This window comes from uncultured Methanobrevibacter sp. (assembly GCF_946184425.1).
Taxonomy (GTDB): Archaea; Methanobacteriota; Methanobacteria; order Methanobacteriales; family Methanobacteriaceae; genus Methanocatella.
Genome location: NZ_CAMHFP010000013.1, coordinates 22,229 through 43,546, shown reverse-complemented (window position 1 = coordinate 43,546; position 21,318 = coordinate 22,229). Strand labels below are relative to the sequence as shown.

The 21,318-nt window shown below is 32.4% G+C and carries 22 protein-coding genes; 5 read left to right on the top strand and 17 right to left on the bottom strand.

Translation table 11 applies throughout. From position 1 onward, the window contains the following. Positions 1–98: 98 nt before the first annotated feature. The 3 genes from Q0P94_RS04325 to Q0P94_RS04315 form a co-directional block, all read right to left on the bottom strand. On the bottom strand, positions 99–605 hold the full coding sequence (locus Q0P94_RS04325; protein ID WP_295114131.1) for a flavodoxin: 507 nt from the start codon (positions 603–605) through the stop codon (positions 99–101). 143 nt (positions 606–748) lie between these two features. Beyond that, a complete protein-coding gene (locus Q0P94_RS04320; RefSeq protein ID WP_295114129.1) occupies positions 749–997 on the bottom strand; it encodes a hypothetical protein in 249 nt (82 codons plus the stop codon). A 228-nt stretch (positions 998–1,225) separates the two neighbouring features. Then, positions 1,226–2,449 (bottom strand): FprA family A-type flavoprotein, encoded by a 1,224-nt coding sequence (locus Q0P94_RS04315; protein WP_295114127.1) that lies wholly within the window; start codon positions 2,447–2,449, stop codon positions 1,226–1,228. A 62-nt stretch (positions 2,450–2,511) separates the two neighbouring features. Here Q0P94_RS04315 and Q0P94_RS04310 point away from each other — a divergent pair, with 62 nt between their 5' ends. Continuing rightward, a complete protein-coding gene (locus Q0P94_RS04310) occupies positions 2,512–3,177 on the top strand; it encodes a histidinol phosphate phosphatase domain-containing protein (RefSeq protein WP_295114125.1) in 666 nt (221 codons plus the stop codon). A 2-nt stretch (positions 3,178–3,179) separates the two neighbouring features. Here Q0P94_RS04310 and Q0P94_RS04305 read toward each other — a convergent pair whose 3' ends face one another. The 5 genes from Q0P94_RS04305 to metG all read right to left on the bottom strand — a co-directional run bounded on the left by Q0P94_RS04305 (position 3,180) and on the right by metG (position 9,164). Continuing rightward, positions 3,180–3,848 (bottom strand): 2,5-diamino-6-(ribosylamino)-4(3H)-pyrimidinone 5'-phosphate reductase, encoded by a 669-nt coding sequence (locus Q0P94_RS04305; protein ID WP_295114123.1) that lies wholly within the window; start codon positions 3,846–3,848, stop codon positions 3,180–3,182. A gap of 8 nt (positions 3,849–3,856) precedes the next feature. Then, positions 3,857–4,870, bottom strand: a complete 1,014-nt coding sequence (locus Q0P94_RS04300; protein ID WP_295114121.1) for a glycosyltransferase 4 family protein — start codon at positions 4,868–4,870, stop codon at positions 3,857–3,859. Between the two features lie 234 nt (positions 4,871–5,104). Then, positions 5,105–5,575 (bottom strand): hypothetical protein, encoded by a 471-nt coding sequence (locus tag Q0P94_RS04295; protein ID WP_295114119.1) that lies wholly within the window; start codon positions 5,573–5,575, stop codon positions 5,105–5,107. A gap of 8 nt (positions 5,576–5,583) precedes the next feature. Continuing rightward, positions 5,584–7,161 carry a DUF530 domain-containing protein gene (locus tag Q0P94_RS04290; RefSeq protein ID WP_295114117.1) on the bottom strand — a complete coding sequence of 526 codons (1,578 nt, stop codon included), beginning with the start codon at positions 7,159–7,161 and terminating at the stop codon, positions 5,584–5,586. Between the two features lie 11 nt (positions 7,162–7,172). After that, complete coding sequence (gene metG, locus Q0P94_RS04285; RefSeq protein WP_295114115.1) at positions 7,173–9,164, bottom strand: methionine--tRNA ligase; 1,992 nt, start codon at positions 9,162–9,164, stop codon at positions 7,173–7,175. Between the two features lie 178 nt (positions 9,165–9,342). Between metG and Q0P94_RS04280 the strand changes: the two genes are divergently transcribed. Both Q0P94_RS04280 and Q0P94_RS04275 read left to right on the top strand, forming a co-directional pair. Next, the gene (locus tag Q0P94_RS04280) at positions 9,343–9,696 is read left to right on the top strand and encodes a hypothetical protein (RefSeq protein WP_295114137.1); all 354 of its coding nucleotides are present in this window, start codon (positions 9,343–9,345) and stop codon (positions 9,694–9,696) included. Positions 9,697–9,805: 109 nt separating this feature from the next. Beyond that, positions 9,806–10,267, top strand: coding sequence for a type II toxin-antitoxin system CcdA family antitoxin (locus tag Q0P94_RS04275; RefSeq protein ID WP_295114113.1), 462 nt, complete (start codon positions 9,806–9,808; stop codon positions 10,265–10,267). Between the two features lie 81 nt (positions 10,268–10,348). Here Q0P94_RS04275 and Q0P94_RS04270 read toward each other — a convergent pair whose 3' ends face one another. The 3 genes from Q0P94_RS04270 to Q0P94_RS04260 all read right to left on the bottom strand — a co-directional run bounded on the left by Q0P94_RS04270 (position 10,349) and on the right by Q0P94_RS04260 (position 13,378). Further along, the gene (locus Q0P94_RS04270) at positions 10,349–11,224 is read right to left on the bottom strand and encodes an SHOCT domain-containing protein (protein WP_295114111.1); all 876 of its coding nucleotides are present in this window, start codon (positions 11,222–11,224) and stop codon (positions 10,349–10,351) included. Between the two features lie 241 nt (positions 11,225–11,465). After that, positions 11,466–11,753: a hypothetical protein gene (locus tag Q0P94_RS04265; protein WP_295114109.1), complete on the bottom strand. Its 288-nt coding sequence runs from the start codon at positions 11,751–11,753 to the stop codon at positions 11,466–11,468. Between the two features lie 425 nt (positions 11,754–12,178). Next, positions 12,179–13,378, bottom strand: coding sequence for an ATP-binding protein (locus Q0P94_RS04260; RefSeq protein ID WP_295114135.1), 1,200 nt, complete (start codon positions 13,376–13,378; stop codon positions 12,179–12,181). Between the two features lie 229 nt (positions 13,379–13,607). Here Q0P94_RS04260 and Q0P94_RS04255 point away from each other — a divergent pair, with 229 nt between their 5' ends. Both Q0P94_RS04255 and Q0P94_RS04250 read left to right on the top strand, forming a co-directional pair. Then, complete coding sequence (locus tag Q0P94_RS04255; RefSeq protein ID WP_295114108.1) at positions 13,608–14,159, top strand: hypothetical protein; 552 nt, start codon at positions 13,608–13,610, stop codon at positions 14,157–14,159. Between the two features lie 377 nt (positions 14,160–14,536). Further along, positions 14,537–14,854 carry a hypothetical protein gene (locus Q0P94_RS04250; protein WP_295114107.1) on the top strand — a complete coding sequence of 106 codons (318 nt, stop codon included), beginning with the start codon at positions 14,537–14,539 and terminating at the stop codon, positions 14,852–14,854. Positions 14,855–14,936: 82 nt separating this feature from the next. Here the strand turns inward: Q0P94_RS04250 and Q0P94_RS04245 are convergent, their stop codons facing one another. The 6 genes from Q0P94_RS04245 to Q0P94_RS04220 all read right to left on the bottom strand — a co-directional run bounded on the left by Q0P94_RS04245 (position 14,937) and on the right by Q0P94_RS04220 (position 21,243). Then, complete coding sequence (locus Q0P94_RS04245) at positions 14,937–15,191, bottom strand: hypothetical protein (protein ID WP_295114106.1); 255 nt, start codon at positions 15,189–15,191, stop codon at positions 14,937–14,939. A gap of 109 nt (positions 15,192–15,300) precedes the next feature. After that, positions 15,301–16,503, bottom strand: a complete 1,203-nt coding sequence (locus tag Q0P94_RS04240; protein WP_295114105.1) for a hypothetical protein — start codon at positions 16,501–16,503, stop codon at positions 15,301–15,303. Between the two features lie 680 nt (positions 16,504–17,183). Further along, positions 17,184–17,690 carry a GNAT family N-acetyltransferase gene (locus Q0P94_RS04235; RefSeq protein ID WP_295114104.1) on the bottom strand — a complete coding sequence of 169 codons (507 nt, stop codon included), beginning with the start codon at positions 17,688–17,690 and terminating at the stop codon, positions 17,184–17,186. Between the two features lie 48 nt (positions 17,691–17,738). Next, entirely contained in the window at positions 17,739–18,593 is an 855-nt protein-coding gene (locus Q0P94_RS04230; protein ID WP_295114103.1) for an ABC transporter permease, read from the bottom strand. Further along, the gene (locus Q0P94_RS04225; protein ID WP_295114133.1) at positions 18,586–19,515 is read right to left on the bottom strand and encodes an ABC transporter permease; all 930 of its coding nucleotides are present in this window, start codon (positions 19,513–19,515) and stop codon (positions 18,586–18,588) included. Before Q0P94_RS04225 ends, Q0P94_RS04230 begins: the two co-directional genes overlap by 8 nt. A gap of 111 nt (positions 19,516–19,626) precedes the next feature. Next, positions 19,627–21,243 (bottom strand): ABC transporter substrate-binding protein, encoded by a 1,617-nt coding sequence (locus Q0P94_RS04220; protein WP_295114102.1) that lies wholly within the window; start codon positions 21,241–21,243, stop codon positions 19,627–19,629. Positions 21,244–21,318 lie beyond the last annotated feature (75 nt).

Genomic DNA, 21,318 nt, shown 5'->3' with positions numbered 1-21,318 from the left:
ATTAATTAGCATTAAAAATGATTTGAATCGTGATAAAATAAACAAAAAATAAAAAAAATGTTAAAAAAATAATAAATATATAAAATTTAATTAAAAAATTATTCATCAATCCAAGATTTAACAGTGTCTTTTACATCATAGACATTTGCTCCAGGAATGGAAAGACCTTTTTTGATTTCAGCGCCTTCGCATAACTTTTCCACATCCTTCAGACTGGAACCGAAACCGGATCCTTCATGTGTCACAAACGGCTTTACTACTTTTCCTGAAAAGTCCAGTTGTTCAAGTTGGGTAAACATTGGCATAGGAAGTGTTCCCCACCAGTTTGGAAAACCAATGTAAATTGTATCATAAGCAGAAATGTCATCTAATGTTTCTTTAATTTCTGGCCTTGCATCTGCTTGCTGCTCTTTTTTGGCAACATCAATACATTGCATATAATCTGCAGGATATTCAACTGCAGGTTCTACTTTAAATAATTCAGCACCATCCAATTCCTGAATATACTCAGCAATTACTTCAGTGTTACCTTTTTCAATGTTTTTAAGTTCACCACCGAAATAATTTTCACCGTTTCTTGAAAAATAAATTACTAAGCATGACATAATAATACCTCTTTATAATATATATTTAAAATATCCTATTTAAATGTTGTTATTTGCAACAATTTTTAATTTAGACACCCTAAAAAAAGTACAAGAGTTGGAATTTTGGAAATCCTAAATAATAATACTTCTAAATAGTATCCTTAAGAAATATTAACATGTGGATTATTAAAAGAATTTTGTTCATTGGCGGATGACTCATAAATTCTTTCCACACTCCCGTTCGTCTTATCTGAATTATATATTTCATTCGAATATTTTTCATGTGAAATATCAATTTCGTACTGACCATCAGAGATACTCAAATCCGTTGATAGCGTCGAATTATCATTATTCTGCGCATAGACCATGTTAAAACTTAACATTACAATCATTAAACATAAAAGTACCATAAATAGCTTTCCTTTCTTGATATTTTCACCCCCTTTATAATTAATTTAAAAAAAAAAGAGGAACAAATAAGCCCAAAAATGTCACTTATTTGTTCCTCTAATTAATTTTAGGTTCGCCTTATATATAAATGTTTAGGTATACCTAAACAATTTTATCGAATTAAAACAATTTTAAGAGTGAAAAAATATACAATAAAAAAAATAGAAAAAATAAAAGAATAAAGTTAATTATTCTTTGATAGAACGAGCGAGTTCAGCACCTTTTTCAAATGCTTCAGCAAGCACATCTTCATCAGGTACAAACAGAACATCTAAAGTGTCAGTTACATTAAAACCCGCAGTTTCCAATTCATCCTGGAGTTTTTTAATAGCTCCTCCACCCCATCCTTTGGATGAAAAGATTAAAGCGTTTTTCTCACTGGTGGTTCCTTTGAAATTGACACAGTCCAACCAGTACATCATGTTACCGATTCTTGGGAAAGGCTTGTTCATCATTGTAGGAGCACCTAGCGCAATAGCTTTGGAATCCAAAATATCTGTAATTACATCATCAGGACCGTCTTCCTGCATGAAATACATTGCAACCTCTACGCCTTCACTCATTATTCCTTCAGCAATTTGGAATGCCAATTTTTCAGTAGAGTGGTGCATTGTGTCATAGATGACAGTGATTTTGTCCTTACAAACACCTGACCCCCATTCAGCGTATTTTTCTACAATTGGAGCAGGATTTTTCCATATTTGACCATGGCATGGAGCAATCATTTTAATGTCATTAATCAAACCTGTATTGGTTAGCTCATCAAGTTTCATTCTAAGCATTGGAGAACCTAATGTGACAAGGTTAGCATAGTATTTTTGTGCCTGTCTGAGCAGGTATTCCAAATCATAGTCATCATCGAATCTTTTGGAATGAGCCACATGCTGACCGAATGCATCATTGGAGAATAATATCCCATCTTCAGCAAGCAAAGTGAACATGCTGTCAGGCCAGTGCAACATTGGAGCAGATACAAATTTTAAGGTTCTTCCGCCAATATCCAATTCATCGCCTGTTTGAACAGCGTTTATTTCCAAATCAGAGAAGTTGTGATATTGAGCTTCCAAGAATTTAATACAATTTGCAGATGCATAGATTTCAGCATCAGGATTGTATTTTGCAATGGTTTGCCTTAAAAATGTTGAGTGATCCATTTCAGAGTGGTTTTGGACAAATACATCAATCTTGAATTCTTTTCCTTCCTGTTCAAATGCATCTTTTACTCTTGCATCGAACTGTTCAAACATTCCTCTGTAAACGTTGTCAATCAATACTGTTTTTTCTTCACCAAATACCAAATATGCATTGTAGGTTGTGCCTGGGATTCCGTATCCGTGGAAAGTTCTGCTGTTCCAGTGGATTACTCCAACCCAATAAACACCATCAGCCATTTTAACTGCTTTTGCTTTCATTTTATAACCTCAATAATTTAAGTTATATAAATATATATTCTACGTATTATATAAATTATTATATGAACAAAAGAATCGATTTACATATGCACAGTTTATTTAGTGATGGAGAATTATTACCTTCAGAACTTGCAAGAAGAGCCTTAAAATTGAACCATGAAGCAATAGCAATCACAGACCATGTTGACTATTCCAACGTAGACACCATTCCAGCAATTCAGGATGCAATCGATGACATCAATGCAAACTGGGACATTACTGTCATCTTAGGGGCGGAAGTAACCCATGCACCAACAGAATCCATTGATGGAATTGCCAAAAGGGCAAAGGAATTAGGTGCCCAAATCGTTGTTGTTCATGGTGAAACCTTAAATGAACCTGTGACCCCAGGTACCAACAGAGCAGCTGTTGAATCAGAATATGTTGATATTTTAGGACATCCTGGATTAATTACAAAAGAAGAAGCAGAAATTGCAAAAGAAAATGGAATTTATCTGGAAATTTCAGCACGTAAAGGACACTGCCTTGGAAACGGACATGTTGCAAACATTGCACGTGAAGTTGGGAATAAATTATTAGTAAACACAGACACCCACTCACCGGACAATATCATTACATTTGAGAAATCCTACGAAATAGCTCTCGGTGCCGGATTGAGTGATGAGGAAGCGAAAAAGGCTATCATTGATAACCCTCGTGAACTTTTAAAAAATAAAGGAATATTATAAAGTTATTTAATAACTTTATAAGTTAATATTAAATCTTTTTCAAGTAAGTAAGAATCAACCAATTCTAATTTTACTGCCAAATCCATTAAAGGATAACCATCGCCATCAAACAAAGTTTTAGCGTTTGCACCACCAACAACCATCGGTGCAACACACAACCTTATTTCATCAATAAGACCTGCCTTTATCATGGAAAAGTTTAAGGTAGCTCCTCCTTCAAGCATTAATTTTTCAATGCCTTCTTCATGAAGGTAATTCATCAATGAAACGAGATCAACCCTTTTATCTCCACTCCAGAAAAAGTCAACTCCCCTTTTGGTAAATGTATCATATCTGTCCGATACAATAAACTCATATTTGTATTCATTTGCTCCCGCAATTATTGTGCGGGCATCCTTATTTGTAATCCTTGCAGCTATAGGAGTTCTGCATTTACTGTCAACGACAACACGGACAGGATTATCTTCAGGTGATGCATCAACTTTGTGAACAGTCAGCCTCGGGTCATCTGCAAGGACAGTTCCTATTCCCACCATGATTGCATCACATTCCTTTCTAAGCTCGTGGACTCGTTCTAAATCCTTTTCACCGGAAATGTTTGAACTGCCTGTTTCAGTTGCAATTTTACCGTCCAATGTCATGGCCGCACTTAATATTACATAAGGTTTCATTATATCACCTATATATGATAGAACATCTCTTTGATTTGTAAGAAATTCATTAAAGTTTTACTTTCAAGCATTCCAGGCATTATTAAAGCAACAATAATACCCAATACTCCAAATACAATACCAATTGCCCAGATTATTTTTACTGCATCCTTTTCAGCAATTGGACGTCTCAATATTAATCTGATTAATGATTTAAAACCTACATCAGGCCTTACCAGTTTTCCATCATCGTTCAATTGTGTAGGTTTCTGCTGAGAACGGTTCATTACTCCTGCAGAATAGAATTTTAAAGCAGCGTCAATGATATTCGGCATCAGCACAATAAGTGCAATCAGTTTTACCCTTCCAATAAATGCAATACATACAACAGCTGCTCCAATAATCAGCGTACCAGTATCTCCTGGGAAAATCTTGGCAGGATATCTGTTAAAGTATAAAAATGCCAGCAGTGCACCAAGCATACTCATAGAAATGATTGTAACATCATATTTTCCCAATATTATACATGCAATAGTTAATGAGGTCATTGAAATAACACCCAAACCGGATTCAATACCGTTTAAACCTGCAAGCATATTGGTCAAATTGGATCCAATTGAAAGTGCAATAGGCATTGTAATCAAATACAGTAAACCTACATTTGGGGGTGCAGCCCACATCAACGGAAGACCTGCTATGAAAAGCAAAAAGAATTTGGATTTGGATGAGAGTGCAAGCAGGTCGTCCAGAATACCTATCATTCCCACAAGCAATATTACAACAAGAACTATAACCAATGGAAATGCAAGAATATCGTGCATGTATATTCCGGAAAACATTCCAAGTACAAATCCGAATATAATACCAAATCCACCCATTTCAGCAACAACAGGTTTCCAGGATTTATGGATATCTTTTCCAACGATGTCAGCTTCTTCTAACTTTTGAATAATTTTCGGCATAAATAATCTGGTCATTGAAAAAGACAGCAGTCCACAGATTATTGCTATTACATATAACGGAAGTTGTGGTAAAATCATCATACTTAATTATATAATACTCATTATTAAAAAAAGTAATTATTTATTTGAGGTATTTTCGCTACCTTTTTTGAAAAAGAATAATTAAAATTAGTTTAAATCAATGGCTAGAACATATTTGAACAAGCAAAAATTGAGTTAAATTTACTCAAATAATCTCTTTAAGCCAAGCTGACAAATTTATATTATAACTTTTTTATTTTTACCATAAAATCGCAAGAACTATAAAAGTTCTGACTACTTTTTATTCAAAATATAGTAAACCGTACGAAGAGGAATATCCAATTTTTCAGATATTTCCCGCGGTTTCAATCCCTCCTCTTTAAGAGATTTTATCTCACTGCGGTCATGTTTTCTTTTATAGTTATCAAATTTAACATTATCCTTATTTTTTCTGAGCAAATAATAAACACGATTAAGTTTAATGTCCAGTTTTTCAGCAATTTCACGAGCTTTTAGACCTTTTTTAGCCAAATCCAAAACGACTTTTTCCTGCCCGTTTGTCTGACTTTTGGCACCCCAGTTATATTTCTTCTTAACATCAATGTCCAGCTGTTCCAATGCATCAATATAATTTTTGGAAGTTCTCTCATACACACTCGGAGCACATGTTATTTCAGACAAGTTGGGATATTCGTCCATCAAATCCATAATGAGTGAAGAGGACAATACTTCTGTAATGTGAATTGTTGTTAAATCTTCATTCATTTAAATCACTATTTCTTAATTAAATCCAGGAACTTTTTAGACCTGTCGCTTTTCGGATTTTTGATGTGGTTAATATTTTTTATTTCCTTTCTGATTTTTGATTCATTGATTAGGAATGCATTACTTATTTCTTCAAGTTCCATGTCTGAATTTTCATGTATCAACGCCGCACCCAATGCAACATGATTAAATTTGATGTTTGAATTCTTGATTTGCTTTTCAAATTTGAATTTCTCATAAAGCAGCAAATCCATTTCATTTACTGGGATAATCTTTATGTCAGTGAAGTCATTTAGGATTGTGATGACCTTAGTGAATGTGGTCTGAAAGACTTTTCTCTGTTCACGGTCAAGCTCGACACGAATGTATGGGAACGGTCCGCTGTCTATCTTACGGGAATTGTTGGAAGTTGTCAGATAATATCTGAACATGTCCCACATTATCAGACATGATGCGATATTGACGAATATGCTTTTATAGATATTGTCTCTGATTTTCAAATCTCTTTTAAGAGACCTTGTCATGTTTCCAAATCTGTCCAGATAGTTAAATTCCTGAAACTTTTTATTGATTTTGGCTTCTCTCCATGCTTCAATTGCATCGACATCATACTTGTCTATGAAATCGGGAGTTTGATTTTCAAATTCAGAAATGATATCATCATAATTGTTGATTCTTTTAAAGTCAGACAGTCTTCTTTTTAAAATTTCATCCTTTATGTTGTCTATGATATGCTCACAGTATCTGACATAAGCTATTGCAAGAGCGGTTCTTGCATGTTTGTCATCAATTATGGCCGGTTTGGTTCTATGAAACCTTAATGCCTCTATTCTAACACGGCTTCCGTAGATTCTTCGGACTTCCTCTTCATAGTTGTTTACATATTCTGAATCAAGAGTGACGTTTTTTCGAACCAGCCTGTTGTTTTCATCTTTAAATCTTATTACAAGAGAAATTGTTTTTACAACGCCTTTACGTTCCTGCTTTAAAATATTCAAAACCTTTTTAAGAGATTCCCTTCCATAATTTGAAAATTGACTCATCAGTACCATATAGTTTCCGGACAACGGCAGGTAAGGAATTATTTCCAGCCTATGGGTTGCTTCCTTTTTTATCTTAAATGAAAATGATTCGCATCCGCAGCTGCATTTCGCATCCCTTTTTCCGTATTCATCCATTGAATATTTCTTATAACAGGAATCACATTTCACATATCCGAATTGTTTAAGGTGTCCAATAGCAATCTTATGTGAATCAATAGCTGATTTTACCCTATCAAGAATGTTCTTTTTGGCATTTGCCTTCATTCTGAATATCTGATTGTGACGGCTGTTTTCACCAACTTCATCAAGTGTAACTTCCGCTACTGCCTTGGTTCCATAACGGCTTAAGGATGTGAAGGGAGTGGTATACCCTTGGGCATCCATATCATCCTTCAGGTTTACTAAAAAGTTTAATCTGTCCTCTAGCTTAAAGTAAAGTTCCTTGAAATTATCAAAATTGTCAATATTTTCGAGACTGATTGAGTCATTTGATATTTCTTTCAGGTATTTCTCGGCTTTATTTACTAGGACAGATTCTTCCATACTAATCAAATTTATTGAATTCTTTCACCGATTTCAGCATTTTCATCAGGAGATAACAATGCTCCGCTTTCCCCTGTTGCTAAAATCATTCCTTCGGATAATGTTCCGAATAGTTTAGCTGGCTGTAAGTTAGCCACAACACACACTTTCCTGTCAATCAATTCTTCAGGAGAGTAGAATTTTGCAAGGCCTGCAACGATTTGTCTTGGTTTTTCTTCTCCGATATCAACCTGCAATTTTAACAGTTTGTCTGACTTTTCAATCTTTTCCGCTTCTTTTACTTGACCTATTTTAATTACAACTTCATCAAAATCATCAATACTTATCAAATCACTCATATTATCATCCTCTGTACTTTCTTTTAAATTTTCTTGTAGTTTTGCTTTTTCAGCTTCAATTACTTTATCTTCAATCTTTTTGAATAATGGTTTAGCCTTGTTTATTTCATGTCCGTCAGTTAAAAAGACACTTGCATCTTTCCATTCATTTAAGTTTTCAAGATTCATTATTTCAGCTATTGCATCGGCTTTGGTTGGCAAATACGGTTTAAGTGTAAAAGCCAATGCCTTTGCTAACTGATTGGATAAATATAAACAGTTTGCTGCTTTTTGCATATCATCTTTTACAGCTTTCCACGGTTCAGCATCGTTGAAATATTTATTTCCTTTTTTGGCTACTTTGAATATTTCAAGCAAACCTTCCCTAAACTCGAAGTTTGCAATATACTCTCCCGCTTTTGCAGGCAATTGCTTAATTGCATTTTCAAATTCCTTGTCCTCATCTGAAGGATTCTTGTATTCCGGGATTTTACCGTCGAAGAACTTATGTGTAAATGTAAATGTCCTGTGAAGGAAGTTTCCAATAACGTCTGCAAGTTCATCATTGTTTCTCCTTTGGAAATCATCCCATGAAAAGTCTGAATCCTTGTTTAAAGGAGCATTGATTGTGAGGTAATATCTAAGCAAATCAGGATCATAGTCTTTTACAAAATCAGCTATCCAAATTACCCAATTTTTACTTGTAGACATTTTTTCCCCTTCAAGAGACAAGAACTCTCCGGCATATATCATATCAGGCAATTTGCATCCGTATGCTTTTAATAGTCCCGGCCAGAAAATTGAATGGTGGTAAATAATGTCCTTTCCTATGAAATGAACTACAAAGTCATTCCAATACTCTTCCCATTTACGGCCAGATTGCTTTGACCATTGTGATGCAGATGAGATATAACCCAGGAATGCTTCAATCCAAACGTATAATACTTTGCCTTCAGCTTCATCCAATGGAACTGGAATACCCCAATCCATATCTCTTGTCAAAATCCAATCGTTTAATCCGTCTTTCAGCCAGTTGGTTGCATAATTTTTTACATTGGCCGGAAGATTTTCATTACTGAAAATATATTCCTTCAAATCGTCTTCCAATTCAGATAGTTTGAAGGCATACTGGAAGGTATCCTTGATTATTGGAGTTGTACCGCATGTAATGCAGTGAGGTTCATCAAGTTCAGTCGGATCAAGTGCTTTTCCACATTTTTCACAGTGATCTCCTCTTGCTTCAGAACCGCAATCAGGACATAATCCTTCTACATATCTGTCCGGAAGGAATTTTTTACAATTCGGACAGTATAACTGCTGTATATCTTCTCTGTAAATGTATCCATCGTCATATAATTTCTTGAAAAAGTTTTGAGCCAATTCATAATGAGCTTCATCAGTGGTTCTTGTAAAATTATCAAGAGATATGTTCATTGATTCCACATCATGAACAATCATGTCATGATATCTTTTAGAAATTTCAATTGGCTTTTTATTCTCTTTATCAGCTTTAACTGCAATTGGAGTTCCATGCTCATCAGTAGCGCAAACCATCAATACGTCATTGCCAATCATTCTATTATACCTTGCATAAATATCAGCAGGCAGATAAGTGGAACGTATATGGCCCAGATGACATGGCCCATTTGCATAAGGAAGTGCACATGAAATAAAAATTTTAGACATTTATCTTTTCCCCTTATTTATTTTAAACATTTTATAATTATGTAATTACTATAATATAATTATTATTTTTAACAGTGTTATAAACAACAGAAATTAATAATGCAATCGAAATTGTCAGACAGATATTGCAAATTTTGTCATTATGCCATGAAAACAATATTAAAGTGACGGCAAACCAATCACTCCCAGAGATTTAAAGGCATTGGAGAGACTGACAATAGCTAGAGCGAAATGTGAATACAGACAGGAAGCAACAATAACGGATGCTATTGAAGCTATTGATATTTACAAGGAAGCATTAAGCGGACTGGGACTGACATTAGCAACTGCCGGTGAGCTTCATGGAATTCATTCTGAAAATGAATTAAGTGCTATATCTGAAATGGAGAATATGATTAGAAGCAATATGGCTATTGAAGGAGTGCCATTATCCGCCGAATCAATAAGGCATCTTGAAATGGAATGTGGAGCATTAGTCACGAGAAAGGCATTAACCGTGAGGGTAGATTTGACATTGCATATTCAAATGTGAAAAACTCTCCATAGGGAAGTTTTTGAAATCGTGTGTATGTGTGTATGATTTTCAAAAAACCCCATGACCCCTTTTTGAGAATTGAGTATTATGAATTGAGGTCGAAAGTATGACAAAACAAAGAATAAATATTTCAATAGATAGTGAGCTATTAAAAAAAGCAAAAAGAGACATACCTAACCTATCTGGATTTGTAGAAGAATGTTTGAAACATTACTTGGGTTATGCAGAAGGAACAGTCCCTGTAGGAAACATCAATGAAATCACAGCCAAGATTGGTAAATTAAACGTGGAACTGATTTTAATAAATCAGAACTACAATGCAGAAGAAAATATGAAAAGAGCAGAAGATGAGAAAAAGAATAAGGCATGGAGATTTTTATGGAATGATTACAGGCCAAGACTGATTCCCGATGAAACTTTAATGGAAAAAGCCATTGAAGAGTTGAGAATGGATGAAGAGGAGTTAGAGGATATTCTTGACTGGGTTCACATTACAGATGTTAAAGTTGACACTAACACCTGGCAGGACGTATTGGAAAAATACAATGAAAACGAAGATGAACATTAAGTTAGAGTTATGTGGAATACCTTTATCCACATAAACTTTTAATTTCTTTTGTTAATAACATTTCTAAATAATTTTTATTTATTAAGAGTTTAAAATATCTTTTTTAACTTGATTAAATTCTTCTTCAGTTAATAATCCCTTCTCGTATAATTCTGCATATTTCATAAGTTCATCAGCAGAACTTACAGTATTATTCACAGGCGCATTGTCACGATTAATGAAGTCTTCATATAATTCCACTAATGACTCTGCATCTTCTTTACTAATATTTTTTAATTCAACAAATTCAGAAGATTTAAAATTAATTACAACAGAACTACTGAGATCGAAGATACCTCTTTTATCAAAATCTATTGAAGCAACATTTTTAAGGTAAACTTTTCTGCTTCCAAGATTGCTTTTTATAAAGACACCTTCTTTACAAATTTCAAGATAATCATCATTTAAAATGATATATCCAGTTTCAACACGCCTATCATTAGTATTTGAGAATGTACTGTACCTTCTTTCTTCAAGAGTACATCTGAACCATCTTTTTCCATGAAATTGAGTTCCAAATTTTTCTTCAAGTTTAGCTTCTTCTTCTGCAAATTTATTAATACCCTCTTGTGTATACTCATTTTGAGGATTCACAACATTTTCCTGACTTCTTGCCGCTGCCCCTAATCTTTTCTGGGAGAATTTTAAATTAGTTTTATAAAGTAATAATAATTGTCTTACTCCTTTTTTCTTAAACATGTTCACATTTTTGTTATAATTTTCAATAATGGCCTTCAATTCCTCTTCAGATTGAAGAGGAGCGCCAGTCCTTACAATTTCATCATATAATTCAATATTAGAAAAATCTTCCACTGTCCTAATTTTTAACTCATTTTGAATTTTTGTTCCACATTCTGTACAAAATATCGCATCGTTGTTTAAGATAGCACCACAATTCTTACAGGTTATTTTATCCATTTTTTCACCTTTCATAAATAAGCTACTGGCAACACTCTCATTGTTACCACGTTTTGCCAAAGATTTTTAAGATTTAATCTATGAGACAATAATCAAAAATAATATTTTTCATATAAAATCAATTCAAATATTATTGTCTTATACACTTATTTAACACATTTATTTTTTCTTGTTTTAAAACTTTTTCGAGAAAATCATTTTAAATTATTTTTCCCCACAATGTTAACGAACTCTATCAAAATCATGTGGAATACCACCTATCCACATCCACTCTTTTAATTTGATTATCAACAGCTATTTTTTCATAACCTCCAGTGAATGCCACTACACAGTCATCATGAATAGCTTCATTCGGATATGCAGTTATTTTTTCAAGAAATTCCATCGCCCATTTTTTGGTGAACCCGGTCGAATCCTTTCCAACCAGGAAAATTCCATTCTTTTGAATGTCTGCTGAAACTCTTCTTGCATGGTCAACCTTATTCTCCCTTGAGTTACCGGTGCCTGTAGCAAAGCCTCTTCTTGTCAACTCATCAATGATAAGTAATCCGAAGTTTTTACCTGTTCTTCCGCCGACATTTATTATCCTCGTATCACATTATTTACTTATATTTTGACCAGGTATAATTTTTAACATAAAGAATTGGCATAACTTTAATTTTCATGAAAATCAATAGAATTATCTGTAGTGAGAGGATAAGTATTTGAAAATTTCGATACTACTCGCGTAACCGTATAGAAATTATCTGCTACTTTTTTGAGTTTTTGTTTGATAGAATACAAAGAAATGACAGTAAAAAAAAGTAGTAGAATTATCCACTACTTTTTTGTGAATTTTGTTTCATATAAAAAAAAAACAAATATCGCTTGTCACCAAAAAAATATTTGAAAACCAATATGAGTTTATCAACTCAGAGCCGATAGACTCCGCAAAATGATATGATTTCCAAGATGTTAAATAACTTCATTATCCATTAAAAAATCAATTAAATTCAAATGAATAATTCCATCATGAGACATATCCACATCATCCATGGTTATTACGTATTTTGGATAATTATCTGAGATATTCTTTAATGGTTTAAATTCTCTTTCAATAGTCTCTTCACTTGCTAATAAATAAGAAACTTGAATGTAAATGGGTTTGTTTTGTTTTTTGCATACAAAATCCACTTCCAAGTTATCAACTTTACCAATGGTTATTTCATATCCTCTTCTTAAAAGTTCCAAATAAACAATATTTTCGATTACACGAGTGATGTCCCGTTGATTATTTCCAATTATCGCTTGTCTAAAACCCAAATCACAAATATAATATTTTTCATCATATTTTAATATTTTTTTACCCAGTAAATCTTCACGTTTTACCTGATAAATCAAACATGCATTTTCAAAGAATTTAAGATAATTATAAATTGTATTTACAGATAAGTTTACCATGTCCTGCTTTAACCTTTTATGAATTTTATTTGCTGAAAAAGGCTGGCTAATGTTATACATTACAAATCTCATAATTCTATCCAACAAGTCAACATTTTTAACATTATTTCTTTGAATAATATCTTTAAGGACAATAGAATTGTATAAATCAATTAGAATTAATCTTTTATCCTCACCCATATAGTCAAATGTTGAAGGCATGCCCCCATCTTCCAAATATCTGTAAAAATGAGTTTTAAAATCAGAAGTAATTTCATTGTAATCAAGATATTCCCTAAAAGAAAATGGATATATATTTAATTCCACATATCGGCCGGACAAATATGTGGCAAACTCACCAGACAATAACTTTGAGTTTGATCCAGTAATGTATATGTCATAATTTTCTTTTGCAAAGTAAGAATTGATTAATTTTTCCCATTGGGGAACAACCTGTATCTCATCAAAAAATAGATAAATTTTTCCATCTATATTTTCAGTTTTATTAGATATGAATTCTTCAAGCTTTTTAATAGTATCTATTTCAAAATAATCACTTAATTCAAAGTTCATCCAAATAATATTTTCTTCAGGGATTCCTTGTTTTATTAATGAATCAATTATTTGTTTTAATATGGTTGACTTGCCGGAACGTCTTGTTCCTATTAAAACTTTAATAATATGTTTATTTATAAAAGGATTGATTTTATCAATATAATCTTTTCTTTGAATAATCATTAAAATCACACTTCTTTTTATAATTATTAATTTATCACAACTATAATATAAAGTTTTCAGTATATTGAAAAGTAAATAATAAAATCAATATTGTTTTCAGTTAAATGAAAAGTAATGTTAAAATTATAAATAGATTTCATGCCAAAAGTTAAAATATAAAATTTTTGATAAATCTAAAAATTGATTAAAAATAGAAATAAGACAACTAATTAAATTAATCTTTATTGTGTATCAATATAACCATGACATCCATGAGATTGACGGCAAGAAAGTAATTCTAACAAATATATCAGATGTTCAGCAGTTCATGAGCTTGCTTAAACCATACAAGGAAAGCATATCTGCAAACCTTGCTCCAAAAGCGGTTGAGGTTTTAAATGACATCAGAAACAATATCGACGAATGGAGAATCAATAAGGACAGAGAAGTATTGGACATGGGAATTACAACCAATAAATACTTCTCGCTTCAGAATCTTGAATTGAGTAAGGCATCAGTCAGGAAATACATGTATGAACTGGCAGACCATGGATTTCTTCAGGTAACCACCCAATCCGGAAGATCCAATGTATATGACCTGGCAAAAAGTGAAGTAGCATCCATCAACTATGATTTAAAACACATGGACGATTCAATATATGAAATAATCAGCTATGAGATTGGCGAATGGGTTTTAGACATTATGAAGGAATATAAATTTATTGAGGGGTTAAGTATAATGAACTTTGACAGCACGATTAAAAAACCACCATGGATTGGAAAACCAAAAAAACCATGAAAACTCAAAAAACCTAAAAAACCTGTAAGTGGAAAAACCATGAAAACTCATAAAAACTTTTCAAAAAGTTTTTTCACAAAAATTGTTAAAAATTGTTTTTAGGCAAATTCAAGAATTATTCATTGAGTTTGATGGTGATTTTTACAATCGGAAAATTAAAAAAACCATGATTTTCAGGAATGGACGGGAGCAAACTTTCAAAAAGTTATCCCACATACCTCCTGAAAAAATAGTTTTTATAAAAATACATATAATGAAAAAGCCATAAGAACTGTCCGTTTTATCGTTTTGAGAACTGTGAGTAGTTTTTTAAAAAAACTTTTCAAAAAGTTCTCAATAGTTTTTATGGTTTTTATAAAATTATTGAAGTGATGTAAATGAAGTCTATAAGACAGCAGATAATCGAAGCCAAGAAGAAAAAGACTCTAAGAGAGGAAGAAATGTGGTTTGTTGACTACTGCAACAACTGCAAGACAGGACTGGCTTCAAAATGTGATGCGCCCTGCCATCATCCATGGTACTGCTGGCATGAAGGCGAATCAGCTATTGTACAAGCTAAGATTGTGAGAATTGATGAATACCGAAGACTGCATGGATACGTTACTTCACAGATGTATTATGAATACAAGGAATTGAGAAAAAGACAGCACCAGCTAATATGGAAAGGTAGACAAAAATTACTGAAAGGCCAATAGCTATTAATTATATAGAATACCACTCATCCACATTAACTCTTTGTTGCTACTTTTCTAGAATTAAACAATTCTTATATTGAAGTTAATTTGACCATTTACGGCTTAAATCACTGTCATTGAATACAGTTTTCTCTTGACATTCTTTTAATTCACTTATGTTATCTCTAAAGAATTTTAAGCAGAAATCTTTTTTTGCATTGAAATTATCGCAGTTTAAATGAATATTTTCCTGACAGTTATCGCAACCAATTTCAGTACCTTGTTTGTTTTTACAGGATAATTCATCGTTATCATCAAGATAACGGAAGTCACAGTCTTTAAATATTATATCATTCATAAAATCCAAATCCTCCGTTTTTTATTCTATCATATTATAATCTGTTAATAAGAGAATAAATAAATTATTATTCAAATTATAATGACTCTTTCAAAAACTTTGTTGATTTTCAAAATCCTTTTTTGCGATTGTCATTCCAAATGAGATCTCTGCGATAGATTCGTTTTAAAACGCCTCGTTTGGTCTTGAATGTTCGTTTTCTTGATTTTGGCATTGTTTTTTGAAATGCATTTTCAATTTTGTTACTTGTTTTTTCAATTCGTTTATCTTTTAAGTGATAAATGAAGCTTTTATATCGTGGAGTGATTGATTTTCTGATTATTTTATAAATCACTGGATGAAAATCATCTTTACGATAAATTAAAGATTGTACTTCATTTTTGAATTCATTATAATCATTTAAATCGAATAAATCTTTGATTATTTTCAGTTGTTTGTGACATTCTTGATATTCTTCGTCAGAAATACGATTTTTATCTTTAAAAGTTTTTAATTGTTTATTTAAACTTTTTTTAGTATGAAAAATACATAATTGATGTTTAAAACCTAATTTTGGGATAATTGAGGCATATTTTTTATCTAAATCTGTTGTGATTGCAATTTTATTTTTATTTGCTGTAGATTCTCTTAAAAACTTTTCAACAGTTGTTTCATCTTCAGTATCGTAAATTGCATCGGCTACGATGCAATTTGAAATAGAATCAAGTAATGTGTGACGATATTTCCATTTTCCGTTGATTTTTATCCATTCTACATCAAAGACATAATAACCCGAGCAACGCCCTAAATCAAATTCTAAAATGTTTTCATTAACAAAAAGCCAATTTTCAATTGTTTGATGTGAAATCGTGATTCCAAAGAATTTTTTAAATGATTTACAAACATTTTTTAAGCTTCCCAGATAATCTGAAATTAAATGTTCTGATTCACTTTTCAATTCATTCGTAAAATTGCTGTTTTTATCAACAAGACTTGTTAAATCTGTTTGAAAGGTTTTATCACAACGTTTGCAAATATAACGCTGAACCTTCACATTAGTTTTACCAATTTCTTTAAATACTAATGTTCTTTTTGTAAAACCATATTTAACAACATGACGAGTTCCACAATGTGGGCACCTAGCTAAACTCATTTTAAAATAAGGAACATCCTTTTTAAAACTTAAATCAAAAGATTTCAGAGCTTTTTGACAGGATTTAAAAATTTTCACAAAACGAGGATCTGAAAGGACTAATCCTCCATTTGAATCGCAAAATATATATTGTTTAACATCTAAAATACTATTTGGAGTATTTGTTTTTTGATTAGGCATAATAAAAACTTTTACTCCACCTATTTATTAAATTTAACTATTTTTAGATAAAATTAAAAATTCACAACTAATTTTCATCAAAAAATTTCAAATCAACAAAGTTTTTGAAAGAGTCGAAAAACATCTGAAAAATAACATTTGAGAAGGAAAGTAAATAGCTATCTAATAGCTATTTACATAATTATATGGCCTCACTATCGCTTATTACTCATTACGAAAGTTAAAATGAAGATAATTAAAATTTAATATATTATTTGAAGATAGAGTAGTTATATTGCTATTAATTTTAATTATCTTAATTACCTAAAGAAACTAGGTAATCTAATTTATAATTAATAGTAATACCCATATAAATGTTATTAAAGTATTACTCATGAATTTGAAGCTTAAATTTACAAATAAAGAAAATTAATAAGTTAAATTAACAATCCACACATTTAACAAAGAAATTGAATTAATGAAGACATTATAATAATTTTTTGTAAAATAGTATTACTAATAATTTTCTATTAAAATCACTTAAATAGGCAATGAAACAATATATTATAATAATTATTAAAAATAACTTATAAAATTAATAATTATAAAAAAATAAAATCATTAGACAAATATTAAACGAAAAATAAAAAAAATTAAAACTTAAAAAATAGTAATACTTTTTTATAAAATAATACTACTAATTAGGTAATTTCTTTAATCATATGGGTTGTTTCATCATAGTCGTCTTCTTGAACAGTTATTTTATATCCCATAGATTTCCAAAATGGCAAAGCCGCATCAAGATACCTGTGAGTATGCAAGTAAATTTTGGTATAACCCGCCTTTTTTGCAAATTCTTCCATCACGGCAACAAGTTTACGGGCAAGACCATGTCTCCTATAGTTTTCATCAACCATCAGTCGCCAAATACTTGCCGTATTTTTCTTTGTATATTGGCCTTTAAACAAATCATAATCTTTATCATAGGCCCTTATTGCTGCAGTGGCAATTATTTTTTCACCGTCACAAATCATGAAAAAATTGTTACACTCAGGCAAAATATAATACTCCCTAATACCTTCAATATCATAATGAAATTCCGGTGTAGGGCCAATTCCATATTCTTTTTTAATCTGACCATATAAAAACTCTTTTACGTCACAAATTTCACTGTTATTATTCTTAACTTCTTTTACAACAAATTCCATAATATCACATGAAAAAAATGAAAAAAATAATAGAGATGTGAATCTCCATTATTCCTGAGCAGTTTCAGGATTGAGCAATTTTTCAACGTTCTCTCCAATCAAATCAAATAATAGCACAACAATCAATAATGACATTCCAGGATAAAATGCCAACCACCAATAACCTGAGGATAAGTAGTGCATGGATTCGGATAAAATGACACCAATTGCAGGCTCGTGAGGAGGTAAACCAAATCCTAAAAATGTTATTGCCGCTTCGTGCATAATTGCATGAGGGAACATTAAAATAACACCCACAATAATTTGGGAAACAACCAACGGCAAAATGTGTTTTGTAGCTATCCATACTTTAGATTTTCCAAGGTTTTCAGCAAGATGCACATATTCTGTGGTTTTAATTTCTTTTACTTCTGATCTTAAAACCCTAGCAAGAGGGGTCCAATGAGTTAAACCGACACCCATGACAACACCAAATACTCCCCCACCAAACATTATTGATACAAGAATAATCAAAAGAATATGAGGTATTGAACCAAATAAATCAATGATTCCCGCAACGAGTTCATCCGCAAATTTGTTGAAACTTGAAAACAGTCCGAGAACAATAGAAATAAATGTACTTACAACGGATGCAATAAAACCTACCATTAAACTTAATCCAAGACCTGCAACAGTTCTCTGAAACATGTCCCTTCCCATCCAATCAGTACCAAATAGATGTTCCAATGAAGGCATTTGGTTTGCATTTACAAAACTTGTAGGAATATCTCGAATGAAATAACCTGAAACGAATATTGATACGATAACCAATACGGAAAGTGCAATGATTACAAGGGTTTTTGTTCTGAGATTTGCAGGATACAAAAACCACTGTTTTTTATCGTCAGCCTTTTTCTTAATCATTAAATTCACTCTCCTTGATTCTTGGGTCAATAAGATAATATGAAAGGTCCGCAAGTAGATTACCGACAAACACAAACACCGCACTGAAAAGTACAATACCTAAAAATAAAGGCACATCACTCTGGAGACCTGCTGCAACAGCCGTCTGACCAATTCCAGGATAAGAAAATACTTGCTCTACTAAAACAGCACCGCCAAACAATTCACTGAATGATAAAAATTGCAATGTTATTGCAGGCAATAAAATATTCCTTATTCCATGATTTTTTACTAAATCCCAACCTTTTTCACCCCTTGATTTTGCAAATAAAACATAATCAGAGGATAAAACCTGAATTAATTCATTACGAGTATACATAGCAATCGGAGCCAGACCAACCAAACTCAATGTTAATGTCGGAAGGACCAACCTTGATGCCCATTCAGCAAATGTGGCATCAGTACTGCTAACACCGATAGGTACACCAAAACCGATTGGGAACAATTTCAAGTAAACAGCAAATACCATTAAAATAAGCATTCCTACCCAAAATGATGGAGCTGATTGAATTGCATAACAGTATACCTTAACTGCTTTATCAATCCATGATCCTTTGTTTTTTCCAGCCACAACCCCTAATGCAAAACCTAATATCCCACTTAAAAGCCAGGAAATTGTCATAAGCACAATAGAGGCTGCGAATTTATCTAAAATAACATCTATAACCGGAGCACGATAAATCAGTGAAGTTCCCAAATTACCTTGAACTAAATCCAACAGCCAATGAAATATCTTTGTAGGTAATGGAACATTCATTCCGAAATAACTTTCCAATATAGCTCTTTGAGCTTCTGAAACAGCGGCTCCTCTCAAATAAGTGTTAACAGGATTAATAGGGGATAAATCTAATAATACAAAACTAAAAATAGCTACTACAACCATCAGTATTATAAATCTTATTAATTTATAACCAAAGAATTTTAATATTTGATTTTTATTCAAAAATAAACCCCCAAAAAAATTTTAAAAAAATAAAAAAGGAAAATATGTTAATTAAGCTGTGGAATTGGTTCTAGACCAGTCACAGATATTAATTAAAACATCATTTCCTAAACCGTCAGGTTGACTGCCGATATCGATACCATCCTTAATGAAATAGTTGTAGTCGTAGTTGACCAACCATACAAATGGAGCGTCACCAGCAGGACCCCAACCTCCACCGTTTACAAGTGCAGATTGTGCCCATAATGAATCAGCTTGACTTAAATCATTAGTATGCATAGCTTCTTCCATCAATTTATCTGAATCAGTGTTATTATATAAACCTGGGTTCATATAGAAGTCATCTGCTTCTTTACTGTGATATTGTTGATAGATTGATTTATATGGGTCAGGAGAAGTTTGTTGCATTAATGCAGCTGAGCTGTACATGTTTTGGTAAATTGTATCCCAGTCCGCACCAACAAGTTTTACTTCAATTCCAATTTCTTTTGCTTGTTCAGCAAATACAGTGGATAAGGATTGTCTGTCAAGGTAATCTGGAGGATAGTATAAATCGAATGATGCTTTTACACCATCTTTTTCTACAATTCCATCACCATCAGTATCATTCCATCCGCCTTCAGCCAAGATTCTTTTTGCTTCACTAATATTGCCGTCTTGAACTTTGGAATCGTTGTTTACATAATCTCTTGTATCTACACTAGTATATTCAGGAACAGCATGGCCAGAGAATATTTCATCACACATTGTTTGACGGTTTACACCGACATTTAATGCTTGTCTGATAGCCTTATCTGCAGTCACATTGTTTCCTATTTTGGAACTTGCGTTACTTACATCACCAGTATCATTAAGATAAGGGAAGGATACTCCTTGTGCCCTACCTGCAGACACTTCATAGAATTGATATCCGTCTACAGTTTGGTTTAATGCAGAGGTTGCTACTGGAACCACATCCACATCACCTGATTTTGCAAGTTCTAACCATGTTGATTCTTCAGGGAATAATAAGGTTACTTGAGTGAAGTAAGGTTTGTCACCATAGTAATTGTCATTTATTTTGAAGATTGCTTGTTGACCTTTGTCCCAGTGGTCCAATACGTAAGGACCTGTACCAATAGGGTTTTCACCATAGGTATTATTGTCATAGGAATCAGAAGGCACTATACCAAGGTATCTTAAATCATAAATGAAAGTGGATCTTGGTTCAACCAGGTTAAATTCAACTGTAGTCTTATTTACAGCAGTTGCATTTTCAAGGTTGGTTAAATCCAAATCAGATTCAGTTTCTTTTGCAGTGTTAAATGTGAATGCTACATCTTCCGCATCAAAAGTTGAATTGTCTGAAAATACAACATCGTCTCTAACGTTTACAGTCCATGTTTTTCCGTCACTACTGATTGAGTAACCAGTAGCAAGATCAGGGACCATACTACCATTTTTATCAGTTTTAAATAAACAGCTTTGCACTAAAGGATTATAGTTTTGGTGTCCACATCCCCAACCAGTAAGCGGATTGAATCCTGCTTCAGGTTCTTTGATGTTACTGTGTGCTGCAACAGTCAAATGAGTAGGATCACTATCATGAGAGCCGCCCATCAATGCGAAAGCTGCAACAACAATTACAATAACAGCAATGATTGCACCAATTATTATTTTCTTGTCCATGATATCTCTCTAATTTATTAAATGATTAATATTAAAATAAAAGTAATACTTTTTTTTGAAAAAATACCTAATAAG